The 14,523-nt window shown below is 71.3% G+C and carries 14 protein-coding genes; 4 read left to right on the top strand and 10 right to left on the bottom strand.

What is annotated here, in order from left to right; all coding sequences use genetic code 11:
• Nucleotides 1-199: 199 nt before the first annotated feature.
• The 4 genes from GGQ54_RS11225 to GGQ54_RS11210 all read right to left on the bottom strand — a co-directional run bounded on the left by GGQ54_RS11225 (nt 200) and on the right by GGQ54_RS11210 (nt 6,005).
• Entirely contained in the window at nt 200-3,625 is a 3,426-nt protein-coding gene (locus GGQ54_RS11225; RefSeq protein ID WP_179445467.1) for a pyruvate carboxylase, read from the bottom strand.
• 126 nt (nt 3,626-3,751) lie between these two features.
• Nucleotides 3,752-5,029 (bottom strand): MFS transporter, encoded by a 1,278-nt coding sequence (locus GGQ54_RS11220; RefSeq protein WP_343045941.1) that lies wholly within the window; start codon nt 5,027-5,029, stop codon nt 3,752-3,754.
• Nucleotides 5,030-5,036: 7 nt separating this feature from the next.
• On the bottom strand, nt 5,037-5,492 hold the full coding sequence (locus tag GGQ54_RS11215; RefSeq protein WP_343045940.1) for a MarR family winged helix-turn-helix transcriptional regulator: 456 nt from the start codon (nt 5,490-5,492) through the stop codon (nt 5,037-5,039).
• A 39-nt stretch (nt 5,493-5,531) separates the two neighbouring features.
• Nucleotides 5,532-6,005, bottom strand: coding sequence for a YqeB family protein (locus GGQ54_RS11210; RefSeq protein WP_179445465.1), 474 nt, complete (start codon nt 6,003-6,005; stop codon nt 5,532-5,534).
• Between GGQ54_RS11210 and GGQ54_RS11205 the strand changes: the two genes are divergently transcribed.
• Nucleotides 5,970-6,671 carry a TetR/AcrR family transcriptional regulator gene (locus tag GGQ54_RS11205; protein WP_179445464.1) on the top strand — a complete coding sequence of 234 codons (702 nt, stop codon included), beginning with the start codon at nt 5,970-5,972 and terminating at the stop codon, nt 6,669-6,671. The genes GGQ54_RS11210 and GGQ54_RS11205 overlap by 36 nt on opposite strands.
• On the opposite strand, the gene GGQ54_RS11200 is transcribed toward GGQ54_RS11205, so the two are convergent.
• The gene (locus tag GGQ54_RS11200) at nt 6,632-8,101 is read right to left on the bottom strand and encodes an NCS2 family permease (protein ID WP_179445463.1); all 1,470 of its coding nucleotides are present in this window, start codon (nt 8,099-8,101) and stop codon (nt 6,632-6,634) included. The two genes, GGQ54_RS11205 and GGQ54_RS11200, sit on opposite strands and share 40 nt — an antisense overlap.
• Nucleotides 8,102-8,199: 98 nt before the next feature.
• Between GGQ54_RS11200 and GGQ54_RS11195 the strand changes: the two genes are divergently transcribed.
• A complete protein-coding gene (locus tag GGQ54_RS11195) occupies nt 8,200-8,421 on the top strand; it encodes a DUF2530 domain-containing protein (RefSeq protein WP_179445462.1) in 222 nt (73 codons plus the stop codon).
• A 6-nt stretch (nt 8,422-8,427) separates the two neighbouring features.
• Here the strand turns inward: GGQ54_RS11195 and GGQ54_RS11190 are convergent, their stop codons facing one another.
• From GGQ54_RS11190 to GGQ54_RS11180, 3 genes are all read right to left on the bottom strand, one after another.
• Nucleotides 8,428-9,216: a DUF3027 domain-containing protein gene (locus GGQ54_RS11190; RefSeq protein WP_179445461.1), complete on the bottom strand. Its 789-nt coding sequence runs from the start codon at nt 9,214-9,216 to the stop codon at nt 8,428-8,430.
• A complete protein-coding gene (locus GGQ54_RS11185; RefSeq protein WP_179445460.1) occupies nt 9,213-9,596 on the bottom strand; it encodes a cold shock domain-containing protein in 384 nt (127 codons plus the stop codon). Before GGQ54_RS11185 ends, GGQ54_RS11190 begins: the two co-directional genes overlap by 4 nt.
• 85 nt (nt 9,597-9,681) lie before the next feature.
• Nucleotides 9,682-10,605: a LysR family transcriptional regulator gene (locus GGQ54_RS11180; RefSeq protein WP_179445459.1), complete on the bottom strand. Its 924-nt coding sequence runs from the start codon at nt 10,603-10,605 to the stop codon at nt 9,682-9,684.
• A 157-nt stretch (nt 10,606-10,762) separates the two neighbouring features.
• On the opposite strand from GGQ54_RS11180, the gene GGQ54_RS11175 reads away from it, so the two are divergent.
• Nucleotides 10,763-12,094, top strand: coding sequence for an MFS transporter (locus tag GGQ54_RS11175; RefSeq protein ID WP_179445458.1), 1,332 nt, complete (start codon nt 10,763-10,765; stop codon nt 12,092-12,094).
• 6 nt (nt 12,095-12,100) lie between these two features.
• On the opposite strand, the gene GGQ54_RS11170 is transcribed toward GGQ54_RS11175, so the two are convergent.
• A complete protein-coding gene (locus GGQ54_RS11170) occupies nt 12,101-12,754 on the bottom strand; it encodes a DUF1345 domain-containing protein (protein ID WP_179445457.1) in 654 nt (217 codons plus the stop codon).
• Nucleotides 12,755-12,818: 64 nt separating this feature from the next.
• The gene (nagB, locus tag GGQ54_RS11165; protein ID WP_179445456.1) at nt 12,819-13,613 is read right to left on the bottom strand and encodes a glucosamine-6-phosphate deaminase; all 795 of its coding nucleotides are present in this window, start codon (nt 13,611-13,613) and stop codon (nt 12,819-12,821) included.
• Nucleotides 13,614-13,677: 64 nt separating this feature from the next.
• On the opposite strand from nagB, the gene GGQ54_RS11160 reads away from it, so the two are divergent.
• Nucleotides 13,678-14,523, top strand: coding sequence for a YML083C domain-containing protein (locus tag GGQ54_RS11160; RefSeq protein ID WP_179445455.1), 846 nt, complete (start codon nt 13,678-13,680; stop codon nt 14,521-14,523).

Below are 14,523 nucleotides of genomic sequence, written 5' to 3'. Positions count from 1 at the left end.
TCGCGCCTGCTCCTCGACTGGTGGCCGCGCCTCGTCGGCGGGCACGGCGCGGGCCAGCGTACGCGATCGGTGGACTCACCGCCCCGTGGCCGCGCCCTGCACAAATGCGCCGATGACGACGAGCAGCAGCAGGGCGACCAGAACGCCGGTCACGACGGCGCGGCGGGTCCGCGGATTCACCCGGCAACCCTAGTCGCGCTCAGTCGCCCTTGATCACCAGCACCAGGTCGCCGCCCTCGACCGACTGGACGCCGTTCAGCGCGATCCGATCGACCTTGCCGGCGATCGGCGTGGTGATCGCCGCCTCCATCTTCATCGCCTCGATCGTCGCGACGGCCTGGCCTGCCTCCACCGTGTCGCCCGGTTCCACGGCCACGCTGACCACGCCGGCGAACGGCGCGGCCACGTGACCGGGCTGGCCGGGATCGGCACGCTCCGCGCTCGGCAGGTCGACATCGATCGAGCGGTCCCGGACCCGCATCGGGCGAAGCTGGCCGTTCATCAGGCACATCACGGTACGCACACCGCGCTCGTCGGGCTCCCCGATCGCCTCGAGGGCGACGATCACCGACACGCCCCGGTCCAGGCCGATCACGTGTTCCTCGCCCGCCCGCAGGCCGTAGAGATAGTCCAGCGTCGGCAGCGTGGACAGATCGCCGTAGGTGTCGCGGTTGTTCTCGAACTCCTTGGTCGGTCCGGGGAACAGCAGCCGGTTCAGGGTCTGCCGGCGGACCGGTCCGGGTTCGGCCAGCCGCTGCGCATCCTCGGCCGGGACGTGCTCGGTGCGTACCGGCACCTTGCGTCCCTGCAGCGCCTTACTGGCAAAGGGTTCGGGGAATCCGTTCACCGGCTGGCCGAGCTCCCCGGAGAGGAAACCGATCACCGAGTCGGGGATGTCGAACCGGCTCGGGTTCTCGGCGAACTCCGCCGGGTCGGCGCCGACCGCGACCAGGTGCAGGGCAAGATCACCGACCACCTTGGAGCTCGGCGTGACCTTGGTCGGGCGGCCGAGGATCTTGTCCGCGGCGGCATAGGTGTCCTCGATCGCCTCGAACCGGTCGGCCAGCCCGAGCGCGATCGCCTGCTGGCGAAGGTTGGAAAGCTGTCCGCCGGGGATTTCATGATCATAGACGCGTCCCGTCGGGCTGGGCAGCCCGGACTCGAACGGCCGATAGACCTTGCGTACCGCCTCCCAGTAGGGCTCGAGGTCCATCACCGCGCGAAGATCATTCTCGCCGTCGGGCCCGGTCAGGGTGGTGTGCCGCGGCGTGTGGTCGAGCGCGGCCACCAGCGCCGAGGCGGGCGGCTGGGAGGTGGTTGCGGCCATCGGCGCGCTCGCCACATCCACGGCATCGACGCCGGCGTCGATCGCCGCCAGCAGCGTGGCGAGCTGGCCGCCCGCGGTGTCGTGGGTGTGCAGGTGCACCGGCAGGTCGAAGCGCTCGCGCAGCGCCGTGACCAGCGTGCGCGCCGCCGGCGCGCGGAGCAGGCCCGCCATGTCCTTGATCGCCAGCACGTGGGCGCCGGCGTCGACGATCTGGTCGGCCAGCCGCAGGTAGTAGTCGAGGGTGTAGATGTCCTCGGCCGGATCGGACAGGTCTCCGCTGTAGCACAGGGCCACCTCGGCGATGGTCGAGTCGGTCGCCCGCACGGCCTCGATCGCCGGGCGCATCTGCTCGATGTCGTTCAGCGCGTCGAAGATCCGGAAGATGTCGATGCCGGTCTCGGCCGCCTCGGCCACGAACGCGTGCGTGACCTCGGTCGGATACGGGGTGTAGCCGACGGTGTTGCGGCCGCGCAGCAGCATCTGCAGGCACAGGTTCGGCATCGCCTCGCGCAGCGCCGCGAGCCGCTCCCACGGATCCTCGGCGAGAAAGCGCAGCGCGACGTCGTAGGTCGCGCCGCCCCAGCACTCGACGGAGAACAGGCCCGGCAGCATCCGCGCCTCGTACGGCGCGACCGTGAGCAGGTCGCGCGTGCGTACCCGCGTGGCCAGCAGCGACTGGTGCGCATCGCGCATCGTGGTGTCGGTGACCTGGACCGCCTCGACCCGGCGCAGCTCGGCGGCGAACCGGTCCGGTCCCATGTCGAGCAGGCGCTGCCGCGAGCCGGCCGGCGGCTCGGCGTCGAGATCGGCCTGCGGCAGCTTGCGGGCCGGATCGAGCTGGGTCGGCGCCGGACCGTTCGGCTCGTTGACGGTGACATCGGCCAGCCACCGCAGCAGCTTGGTGCCGCGGTCGGCGGGCGTCCGGGCGGTGAGCAGTTCCGGCCGCTCGTCGATGAAGGCCGTCGAGAGGTCGCCGGCCACGAAGTCGGGATCGGACAACACCGCCTGCAGGAACGGGATGTTGGTGGACACGCCCCGGATCCGGAACTCCGCCAGGGCCCGCTTGGCGCGGGCGACCGCCGCGGTGAAGGTCCTGGCGCGGGCGGTCAGCTTGACCAGCATCGAGTCGAAATGGGCACCGATCTGCGCGCCGGTCGCCGCGGTGCCGCCGTCGAGCCGGATGCCGGCGCCGCCGGCCGAACGGTACGCCGTGATCGTGCCGACATCGGGGCGGAAGCCGTTGGCCGGGTCCTCGGTGGTGATCCGGCACTGCAGGGCCGCGCCGTTGATGCGTACCGTCTCCTGCGACAGCCCGAGGTCGGCAAGGCTCTCCCCCGACGCGATCCGCATCTGCGCCTGGACGAGATCGACATCGGTGATCTCCTCGGTGACCGTGTGCTCGACCTGGATGCGGGGGTTCATCTCGATGAACACGTGCTCGCCGGCCCGCTCGCCCTCGGTCTCGACCAGGAACTCGACGGTGCCGGCACAGGAGTAGTCCAGGGCGCGGGCGAACTTCACCGCATCCGCGCACAGCGACGCGCGCAACTCGTCGGAGATGTGCGGCGCCGGCGCGATCTCGACCACCTTCTGGTGCCGACGCTGGATGGAGCAGTCCCGCTCGAACAGATGCATCACGCTGCCCTGGGAGTCGGCGAGGATCTGCACCTCGATGTGCCGGGGCCGGGCGACCGCCTGCTCGACGAAGACGGTGCCGTCGCCGAACGCGGCCTCGGCCTCCCGCATCGCCGCCTCGATCGACTCGCGCAGTTGCTCGGGCTCGTCGACCCGGCGCATGCCGCGACCGCCGCCGCCGGCGACCGCCTTCACGAAGACGGGAAAGCCGATCTCCTCCGCGCCGGCGACGAGCGCGTCGACGTCGGTGGACGGATCGGTGGAGCGCAGCGTCGGGATGCCCGCCTCGCGCGCCTTGGCGAGGGCGCGGACCTTGTTGCCGGCCAGCTCCAGGACCGGCGCCGGCGGCCCGATGAAGGTCAGCCCGGCCTCGGCGCAGGCGCGCGCCAGCTCGGGATTCTCCGACAAGAAGCCATACCCCGGATAGACCGCATCGGCGCCGGACTCGCGGGCGACGCGGATGATCTCGTCGACATCGAGGTACGCCCGGACCGGGTGCCCCTCCTCGCCGATCAGGTACGCCTCATCGGCCTTGATCCGGTGCACCGCGTTGCGATCCTCGTAGGGGAACACCGCCACCGTGCGGGCGCCCAGCTCATAGGCCGCGCGCAACGCGCGGACCGCGATCTCGCCCCGGTTGGCCACCAGCACCTTGGAGAACATGGCGGCAATGTAGCGGGGCGAGCCGGCGTCGGCGCCCGCGTCCGTTCCACTCGGCCGGGGAGCTCGGCACGGACCGGTCGCGTTTGCCGCAGATCTCCGCATCCGCGGCGGGCGGGCACCGACTCGTCAGGCGCTCGACCGGTCGGCGACCACGAACCCCGGGCGCGGGCGCAGGTGCGCCTCGACATCGAGATGCTTGAACCGCACGACAACCCAGATGCTGACCAGCACCCCGATGATCGTCAGCGCGCCGCCGCCGAGCAGCGTGGCGCGCGGGCCGAGCTGTTGCGCCAGCGCGCCGAGCAGCGGGGCGCCGATCGGCGTACCGCCCATCAGCACCATCGTGTAGAGCGCCATCACCCGCCCGCGCATCCCGGCCGCGGTGCCCATCTGTACCGCCGCATTGGCCGCGGTCAGCGTGAGCAGCGACGCCAGACCCGCCAGCGGCAGGCCCACCGCGAACCACTCATAGGTCGGCAACAGCCCGAGCACGATCTCGACCGCGCCGAAGACGAGCGCGGTCGCCACCACCGCACGCGTCCTGGGGGCGCGGGTACGCCGGGCCGCGATCAGCGCGCCGACCAGCGAGCCGACGGCCATGAAGGAGCTGAGGATTCCGTACTGCTCGGCGGTCCGGTTGAACTCCAGCGAGGCCATCAGCGCGATGGTCATCTGGAAGTTCATCCCGAAGGTGCCGACGAAGAACGCCACCATCAGCACGAGCAGCAGATCGGCGCGGCTGCGTACGTAGCGAATGCCCTCCAGGATCTGGCCCTTGGCGCGCTGCACGACCTCGGCCGGCCGTAGTTGCGTCGTGTCGAGCGTGCCGACCGCGAACAGGAACGCCAGATAGGTCACCGCATTCGCCGCGATCGCCCAGCCCGAGCCGAACGAGGCGATCACCAGCCCGGCGATCGCGGGCCCGATGATCCGGCCGAGGTGGAACGTCGCCGAGTTCAGCCCGATCGCATTGGTCAGGTTCTCCCGGCCGACGACCTCGGAGACGAAGGACTGCCGGGCCGGCACGTCGACCGCCGACCCGACGCCGAACAGCAGCGCGAGCACGTAGACCGTCCAGGTGCTCGCCGTCCCGGTGATCGCGAGCACGCCGAGCACCGCCGCGCACAGCGCCATCCAGCCCTGGCTGAAGAAGAGCACCTTGCGCTTGTCGAACCGGTCGGCGATCAGCCCGCCGTAGGGCGAGATGATCAAGGTCGGCAGCAACTGCAGCGCGGTCGTGACGCCGACCGCGAGCGCGGATCCGCCGGACAGCTCCAGCACCAGCCAGTCCTGGGCGACCCGCTGCATCCAGGTCCCGATGTTGGACAGGAAGGATCCCCCGAGGTACCTGCGGAAGTTCGGGTTCTGCAGCGCGCTGAAGGTGCGCGAGTCGGCGAGATTCACGGTCGCCTCACTCGGCCAGCCTCTGCAGGACCGGCTGGGCGGCGCGCAGGATCTCCCGCTCGCCGGCGGTGAGCTTGGCCACGCGCTGGGCGAGCCAGGCATCGCGGCGGCGGCGCTCGGCCAGAATGATCTCGCGGCCGGCCGCGCTCAGGCGTACCCGCTGCTGGCGGCGGTCGCTCGCACTCGCCCGGCGCTCCACCATCCCGGCCGCGACGAGCGAGGCGACGGTACGCGTCATCGACGGCGGCTGGACCTTCTCGAGCTCGGCGAGCTCGCGCATGCCGAGCTCACCGTCGCGCATCAGGACGCTCATCGTCGACAACTGGTTGGCCGACAGATCGTGTCCCTTGGCATGCACCTGGCGCAGTCGCCGGGACAGCCTCATCACCGTCAGCCGCAGCGCGGAGGCGAGCTCCGGGGTGGTACGCACGCTGGGCCGGGGCGGGGCAGGATTCGAACTCACTCCCCCGAGAGTAATACTTAGCGTGGCTAATTACAACGGCTAAGCTTTTACTTTCCAGCCCCGGGATTCCGCGGCGCCGAGGATCTCGGCAGGCGCCCCGTGGAACTCGGAGCGAAACAGCTCGACATCGGCATCGTCGCGCAGGACCAGCCGCTCGTCCTCGATCGCGACCTCGACCACCTGGGATCTCGCGAAGCGGTGGCGCGCGTCACCGGCCCGCACGATGATCTCCCGCTCGCTGATCGACAGCCGGGGCGCATGGGACACCACCAGCAGGCCGCCGAGCACCCCCGCTATCGCACCGATCGCGATCATCGCCACCAGCCCACCAGCCGAGGCGACCCGTTCCAGCAGCGACACCGGTCCGGCCATGGGGAACCACGGCAACTCGTGCAGCCGTGAGGCGATGGCCGGAAAAGCCCAGCCGAGAGCGGCCCCGATGCCGGCCAGGGCCAGCGGGATCAGGGTCCGGGCGCGATGGTCGAGCTCGAAGGTCGCGGCATCACCAGTCATAGCCATATTGGAACATGTAAGTTCCATTATGGCAAACCTCAGTTCCACCCGGGTACGCTGGGAGTCATGCCCCAGTTCGACACCCCCACCGTGCGACGCACCCGGGGTGCCCTCGTTGATGCCGCCATCGAGATTTGGTCGCGCAACGGCGCCGCCGGTCTCGGCGAGATCGCCGCGCGAGCCGGGGTCGGACGGACGACTCTGCACCGGCATTTCACCGACCGCGCCACCCTGCTGGCGGCCGTGGACGCCGAGTGCCGCGCCCGCTTCGCCGCCGCGGCCCGGCGTGCCCGCCCCCAGGAGGACACCGGCCTGGCCGCCTATGGCCGTATCCTCGGCGAGCTGCTTCCCCTGGGCGACGTGCTCGGACTGATCTTCGCCGACAACGCGCTGATCGACCCCGATACCTGGGCCGAGACCGACGATCAGGGCTATGGTTCCGTCGTCGCGCGCGGCCAGGCGGATCGGTCGATCAACCCGGCGCTGCCACCAGCATGGATATCGACGCTGTTCTGGACCACGCTGCTCGGCGGGTACCTCTATCTGCGCGACAGCCCGGCAACCGTGCGCGAGGCCACCGATCTCGCGACCGATGCGCTGACCCGGGCGATCGCCACAGACATCGATCAACCGATCAGCGCACCGATCGGCCCCTGCAGGAAGTAGACGACGAAGGCGGCCGCGACGACCCACATGATCGGATGCACCTCGCGGGCCCGGCCCAGCACCACCCGCAGCAGCACCCAGAAGATGAACCCGGCGCCGATCCCGGTGGTGATCGAGTAGGTGAACGGCATCAGGGCGAGGGTGAGGAACGCCGGCAGCCCGTCCTCCACCTTGGACCAGTCGATCTCGGTCACCTGCTGCAGCATCAGAAAGCCCACGAAGACCAGGACCGGGGTCGCTGCCTCGGACGGGACGACGTTGATCACCGGGGACAGGACGATCGCCACCGCGAACGCCAGGCCGGTGACGATCGAGGCGATGCCGGTACGCGCGCCCTCCGCGACGCCGGTCGCCGACTCGATGTAGGAGGTATTGGACGAGACCGAGCCGAGGCCGCCCAGGGCCGCGGCGCCGGAGTCCACCAGCAGGATCGAGCGCAGATGGGGCGGGTTGCCCTCGGCGTCCAACAGGTCGCCCTCCGCGCCGACCGCGACGATCGTGCCCATGGTGTCGAAGAAGTCGGCCAGCATCAGGGTGAAGATCAACAAGGCGACGGCGAGGACCGGGAGGCTGCCGGAGGTGAACGCGCCGACCGGGTCGACGCGACCGAGCAGCGAGAGGTCCGGAGCGGCCACGAGCTGCTCGATCGACGGCACGTTCAGCGACCAGCCCGTCGGGTCGTCGGGTTTCGATCCCGCCGGGGCCACCGCCTGGATGATCACCGCGGCGATCGTGGCCAGGATGATCGCGATCAGCATGGCGCCCGGCACCTTCCGGGCGTACAGCACGCTCACCAGGACCAGCCCCAGCACGAAGACGGCCATCGGCCAGCCGGTCAGCGAGCCGTTCAGGCCGAGCTGCACCGGCACCGTGCCGTCGCCCGGGATCTTGGTCACGATCCCGGACTCGACCAGGCCGACCAGCGTCAGGAACAGACCGATGCCGACGGCGATGCCGGCCCGCAGCGAGCGCGGCACCGCCCGGAACACGGCGGTGCGGAAGCCGGTCAGGGCGAGGACACCGATCAGCACGCCCTCGATCAGGACCAGGCCCATCGCCTGCGGCCAGGTCATCTGCGGGGCGATCACGTAGGCGAGCAGCGCGTTCAGGCCGAGGCCCGTCGCCAGCGCGACCGGGTAGCGGGCGATCGCGCCCATCGCGATCGTGCAGATCGCGGCGATCAGCGCCGTCGCGGCGGCGACCATGCCGATGGTCGGCGCCACGTTCTCCGGGGTGTTCGGCAGCCCGCTGATCAGGTTGTCGTTGATATCCGGCGCCGTGCCGATGATCAGCGGATTGAGGGCGACGATGTAGGCCATCGTGAAGAACGTGACCAGACCGCCGCGTACCTCGCGGGCCATCGTCGAACCGCGCTTGCTCAACTCGAACCAGCGATCGAGCCCGGACTGGGTGGGGGTGGAGGACGCCATGGCGATGATTCAAGCGCATGCGGGCACGTGCGGGCGCGCGACCCTGGCGCGCGAAACGCAACTGTCACGTGCGCCGGGCCGGGCAATATCCTCACCGCATGGCACGCAACCCGGCCCCGGTCCGGCCGCTCGACGTCGACGGGATCGGCGCGGCGGTGGTCGGTACGCTGGCCTGGCTCGCCGCGCTCGTCGCTTGCCTGGTCTTCCGGGCCGAGCTGGCCGCGCGGGACAGCGAGTGGTGGATCGGCGTCTGCGTCGCGGGCGCCGCGCTCGGCGTGATCGGGTTCGGTTACGCGACCTGGCGCAGGCGCCGCCGCTGACCCGGGTCAGTCGAAGAGGCCCTCGTCGACATTGATCGTGTCCCAGACCGGGCTCGGCAGCTCCACACCGCGCTCGGGCTCGGTGACCAGCGAATGCGCCCCGCAGCCATGATCGATGCTGACCACCCGGGAGTCCGAGGGCGAGAACTCATTCGTGCAGGCGCCGAACAACAGCCCGAGCCGGCCCTGCAGGCGTACCAGATAGCCGCAGGTCCCGCACGGTTCCGGCGCCTGCCGGCTGAGCTCGTTGTTCGGGCCCGGATCGCCGTGCAGCCAGCGCTCGGCCGCCAGATCCCGACCTTGCAGCGACAGCACCCGCTCCCGGCCCAGCCCCAGCTCGGCGACGACGGCACGCGCGCCGCTCGCCTCCTCCGGGTCCAGATCGAGCGAGCCCGCCACATAACCCGGTTCGAGCCGGGGGTCGTTGTCGGGGGTGGCCAGCAGCATCCCCGGGCCGACATCGCCCGGGCGGATCCGCTCCTCCCACGGCACCCACTGCGGCGCCTCGACGGCCCGCGGTGCGGGCAGCAGCACCACCTCGTTGACGGTCACGGCCCGCGCCCGCGAGGCCCGGCTGAGGGTGACGGCCCAGCGCCAGCCGGGGTAGCCGGGATGCGGGCAGGCGAACCAGTGGGTGACGACCCGCTCGGCCTCGGCGTCCACGCCGAGATGCTCGCCGACGCCGAACACCCCGGCGGCGTCCTCGGCCGCGGCGCGGGCCTCGTCGACGGCGGCCGCGCCCTGGGCATCCAGCTTCGGGCGGCGGTAACGCTCGACCGCGGTGGTCACACTCACAGCTCCAGCTCGTCCGCGACGGCGCGCAGCACGCTCGCGACCTTCCCGGCGGTACGCCCGTCCGGGTGCCGGCCGCGGCGATAGCCGCCGCCGATGCCGTCCAGCATCTTCACCAGGTCCTCGACGATCACCGCCATCTGCTCCGGCGACTTGCGGGTGGCCTTGGACAGCGACGGCGGGGCCTCGAGCAGGCGTACCGACAGCGCCTGCTCGCCCTTGCGGCCGTCGATCACGCCGAACTCGACCTTCTGGCCGGGCTTCAGGCTGTCCACGCCCGCGGGCAGCGCCGAGGAGCGGACATAGACATCCCCACCCTCGTCCTTGGTGAGGAAGCCAAAGCCCTTCTCCGCGTCGAAGAAGCGCACCTTGCCAACCGCCACGACTCATCCCCTTCTCGTCTCGGGCATGCCTCTCCTGCCAAGACATGCGGCCAGGGCGCCGATCAGCGCCCCGGACCGGTCAAGCCTACCCGTCGCCGCCACGCTTGCGCAGCCGAGAAGGCGCGAGGTTGGCGATGGCCCGGGCCAGCGCATCCGCCGGGCCGGGCGCCGCCCGGCGCCCGGTGAGCAGGACCATCTCGACATCGGGCAGCGTCGGCAGATCGGCATCGACGATCCTGAGGTCGGGTGGGATCCGGCTGGCGGCCAGCACACACAGCCCGAGCCCGGCACGAGTAGCGGCCAGGATGCCGTTCACCTCGCGGGTGTTGCAGGTGATCCGCCACGCCCGGCCCGCATTGTCCAGCGCCGCCAGCGCCGCGGACCGCGACCAGCTCGGCGCCGCGTAGGTGACGATCGGCAGCGGCTGCCCGCCGTCCACGACGGTGCCCGGCGGGGCGACCCAGACCAGCCGGTCGCGTCCGACGACCCGACCGTCGGCGGCGTCCGCGCCGTCGGCCCGGTTGACGAAGATCAGGTCGAGCTGGCCGGAGTCCAGCCGGCGGCGCAGCGTGCCGCTCTGGGTGACGGTCAGCTCCAGCGACAGTTGCGGATGACTCTGCCGGAACTCGCGCAGCACGCTCGGCAGTTCCCCCAGCGCGAGCTCGTCGGCCGCGCCGAACCGCAGTCGCCCGCGCATCGCCGACCCGGAGAAGTAGCGAACCGCCTCGTCCTGCGCCGCGAGGATCGTCCGCGCGAACCCGGCCATCGCCTCGCCGTTGTCGGTCAGTCGCACCGAGCGGGTGTCGCGCACCAGAAGCTGCCGGCCGGCCGCATCCTCGAGGCGGCGTACCTGCTGGGAGACCGCCGGCTGGCTCAGCCCGAGCCGGTTCGCCGCCCGGGTGAAGCTGCGCGAGCTCGCCACCGCCAGGAAGCTGCGCAACCAGACCGGGTTGAACGCGCCCTGGTCGAGACCTTCATGATCAACATCTCCGGGCGGCGTCGGCGTCATGCGGCCAGCCTTGCACGACCCATAACGAATCACAATCACACTAAGAGGGTCGATCGGCTTGGAGAATCATTCAGCATCTTCTAAGGTTGTGGGCAACGGATCGGCGCCGATCCCTTCCCCGATTCACAGCCCACATACCAAGCCTGGTGATCTCGTCATGTCCTCGGCGGCCCGTCCTGCCCATCCGTCCCCTCCGCATCCCGCCTCCCCCGAGGCCCGCCGCTGGCCGGCGCTGCTGTCCGCACTCTCCGCCCGCGGCTACCGCCGCTATCTGTTCTCCCTGCTGATCGGCAGCATGGGCTTCTGGATCGCACGGATCGCCCAGGACTGGTTGGTCCTGGAGCTGACCGGCAGCCCCAGCGCGGTCGGCCTGACCGTGGCACTGCAGTTCGCGCCGGTGTTGATCTTCGGCCTGACGGGCGGCGTGCTTGCCGACCGCTTCCCGGCGGGCGCGCTGGTCGCCCTGAGCCAGGCCGGCGTGGCGATGATCGCCCTCACCCTCGGCCTGCTCACCCTGACCGGCACGGTGCAGGCCTGGCATGTGTACGCCGGCGCGCTCACCTTCGGCTTCCTGGCCGTGATCGAGCAGCCCGCCCGGATGCGGGTGATCGCCGAGACGGCCGGCCAGCCACGGATCCGCAATGCCCTCAGCCTCAACTCGACCGGTTTCCAGAGCGCCGCGCTGGTCGGCCCGCTGCTCGCCGGCCTGATCATCGCCACCCTCGGCACCGGCTGGTGCTTCATGATCAACTTTGCGACGGCGGGCATCGCGGCCTATACGCTCACCCGCCTGGGCAGCAACTCCGAGAGCCGCCGGTCCGCCCCGGGCCAGAGCCCGCTGCGCCAGCTCCGCGAGGGCCTGTCGATCGTCCGGGGCACCAGCGAGATCGCCTGGGCGATCGCCCTGGCCGCGGTGCTGGCGATCTTCGGCCTCGGGATGCCCGCACTGTTGTCGGCCATGGCGCGCAACGACTTCGGCACCGGGGTGGCCGGCTACGGCATGCTCAGCGCCGCCCTGGCGCTCGGCTCGGTCGGCGGCGCCCTGCTCAGCGCCCGCGGCACCAAGGCGCTTCGGCTGCGGCACCTGGCCGCACTGCTCTGCGCGCTCGGCCTGCTGCTGGCCCTGGCGGCCAGCATCTCCCACCAGTTGATCTTCATGGGCGTGTTGTCACTGGCCGGCGTGGTCACCCTGACCCTGCTCGTCCAGGCGCCGGTGCTGATCCAGTTGTCCTGCCCGCTGACCGTACGGGGCCGGGTGATGAGTTGCTACCAGCTCGCGGTGATCGGCGGTCAGGCGATCGGCAACCTGCTGGTCGGCCGGCTGGTCGAGTCGATCGGCGCCCGTCCCGCACTGCTCATCTGCGCCGCGGCGATCGTGCTCTTGTCGATCGGCATCGGCGTGGCGATGGGCCGCCAGTCACGGCTGCGGCTCGCCGTCGGGCGCCCGACCTTCTGGCCGCGGGTGCGGATCGTGCCCTCGGCGCGCTGACCCCGGTCAGGTCGCCGCGCTCGTCACCAGATTGATCACGGCACCGAGGATGAGCGCCCCGAACAGGAACGACAGCAGGCCGTGCCGGAGCACGAGCCGGCGTACCGCGTTGTCGGTCACGCTGTCGTCGGACACCGCAAAGGTCATCCCGATGGTGAACGCGAAGTAGTAGAAGTCGCTGAACATCGGCGCCGCATCGTCGTTGAAGTCCAGGCCACCGTGCGGGTCGAGATAGTAGATCCGCGCATAGCACTCGGCATACATCGCGTGCAGCATCGCCCAACTGGCGAAGACCCCGATCAACCCGACGACGGATGCGATGTGGCGGCCCGGGAGCTGGTTCAGCACCAGCAGGGCGAGAATGCCCGCAAACGAACCGATCGCGACGATCGCGATCAACAGCTCCTGCATCCCGGCATCGATCGGCTCGGCGCGCGCGACCTCCTTGGTCTGCTCCGAGTTCAGCCCCCACCGCTGCGCGAGCGACCAGATGATCATGCCGACCGACAACACCGAGACCCCACAGAGCACCGCGACCGCGGGCGTGCGCACGATCAGCCAGCCCGCCAGGCCGACCACGATCCCGATCACCACCATGACCGCCAACCGCACCCCGAACCGCGTCGGCAGCCTCATCCCCGGCTTCGTCGCCTGTGTCATGGCCCGACCGTAGCGAACTGTGACCGGCGCCACACCGATTCCGCTCGCCCGGCGGGCGAAGGCCTCAGAACCGTTGCCAGGCCGGCTTGTCCGCATACACCTCGCGGTAGTAGTCCGCCAGCTCCAGCCGGCTGGCCGCCGCCGGGTCGATCACCACGATCGCCGCATTGTGGAACTGCAGCACCGATGCCGGGCAGTACGCCGCGACCGGGCCCTCGACCATCGCGGCGATCGCCGCCGCCTTCTGCTCGCCCTGGGCGACCAGCACGGCCCGGCGCGCGTCCATGATCGTGCCCAGGCCCTGGGTCAGGCAGTGCACCGGGACCTCGTCGGCCGAGGCGAAGAACCGCGTGTTGTCGGCCCGGGTGCGCGGGGCGAGGGTCTTGATCCGGGTACGCGAGGCCAGCGACGAGCCCGGCTCGTTGAACCCGATGTGACCGTTGCCGCCGATCCCGAGGATCTGCACATCGATCCCGCCGGCCGCCACGATCGCCGCCTCGTAGCGCTGCGCTGCCTCCGTCAGGTCGCTCGCGGCACCGTCGGGCACCGCGACCAGTGCCGGGTCCATGCCCAGCGGTTCGGTGACGGTACGCCGGATCACCTCCGCATAGCTCTGCTCGTGGCCGGGCGGCAGCCCGACGTATTCGTCGAGGGCGAATCCGCGCGCCCGGGACAGGTCCAGCTCGCCGGCCCCCACCATCCGCGCCAGTTCGGCATAGATGCTCAGCGGCGACGAGCCCGTGGCCAGGCCGAGCACCGGGTCGCCACCCCGGGCCTGTTTCGCCCGCGCGCTCTGCGCCACCGCGGCCGCCGCCACCCGGCCCACCTCGGCGTCGGTGTCGCAGATGATGACCTCCACGCAGGCAGCCTAGCCACGTTCGGCGCAGGCCGCGCCGGGCCCGCGGCCGCCTACCATGGGCGCCATGGCGACGTGGGAGGACGGGCCCGAGTACGCGCCCGCGCAGCGGCCGCGGGAGTTTGCCGCGCCGCGCGTGGGGCCGTTGCAGCAGCATCCGATCGAGGCCAGCCCCGGCAGCCCCGGCGTACCGTCCGCGGCGCAGTTGCCGGCCGGCGTACCAGCCTTCTCCGATGCGCGCGGCGCCGCTCCCCTGCACGTGCTCGGACACACCCGCGAGGCCGGCCGCGACCCGCGCGAGGCCTATCGGTCGGCCTCGGCCGCCCTGACCCCCTTCGATGTCGACGGCGGGCCGCGGCGAGCCGCCGGGCCCGACCCGGCAGAGCCCGCGGCCGAACCGCCCCACGAGTTCGACCCGACGGCTCCCCTGGGACGGCCGCAGGCCGCGCCCGAGCAGGCCTTCGCCGGGCCGGCCGGTCCCGCCCCGGCCCCGCCGCCCGCATTCCCGGCGCCGGGCACCCCGCAGTGGTTCGGCCCCGGCGCCCCACCCGCGCCCCGTGCGCCCGCGCCGGGGCTGCCCCAATTGATCAGCGCCGTCACCCCCGCCGTCGCGATCATGCTCGCGCTGGCGGGCCTGATCCTGCCGCTGTCACTCCCGCTCTACATCGTCGCGATGTTCGCCTCGACCCGGATCCGCTACCGCAAGCGGGCCGTGCGCAATGTCTTCCTCGGCGGGCTCGGGTTCACCCTGGTGCTGAGCCTGGTCCGGCTGATGGTCAGCGCCGACTCGTTCGGTTCCTGGTGGGGCGCGATGTCGCAGCTCAGCATGCTCGCGAGCTGGGGCGTGCTGATCGTTCTCGGCTTCGTGGTGGGCCGCGCCCTGCAGTCGCGCGAGCAGCCCGACCGCCCCTGA

Source organism: Naumannella cuiyingiana, from assembly GCF_013408305.1.
In the GTDB taxonomy this organism is placed as follows: Bacteria; Actinomycetota; Actinomycetes; order Propionibacteriales; family Propionibacteriaceae; genus Naumannella; species Naumannella cuiyingiana.
Note: the sequence above shows the minus strand (reverse complement) of the source record. Positions and strands in the feature narration are given on the sequence as shown.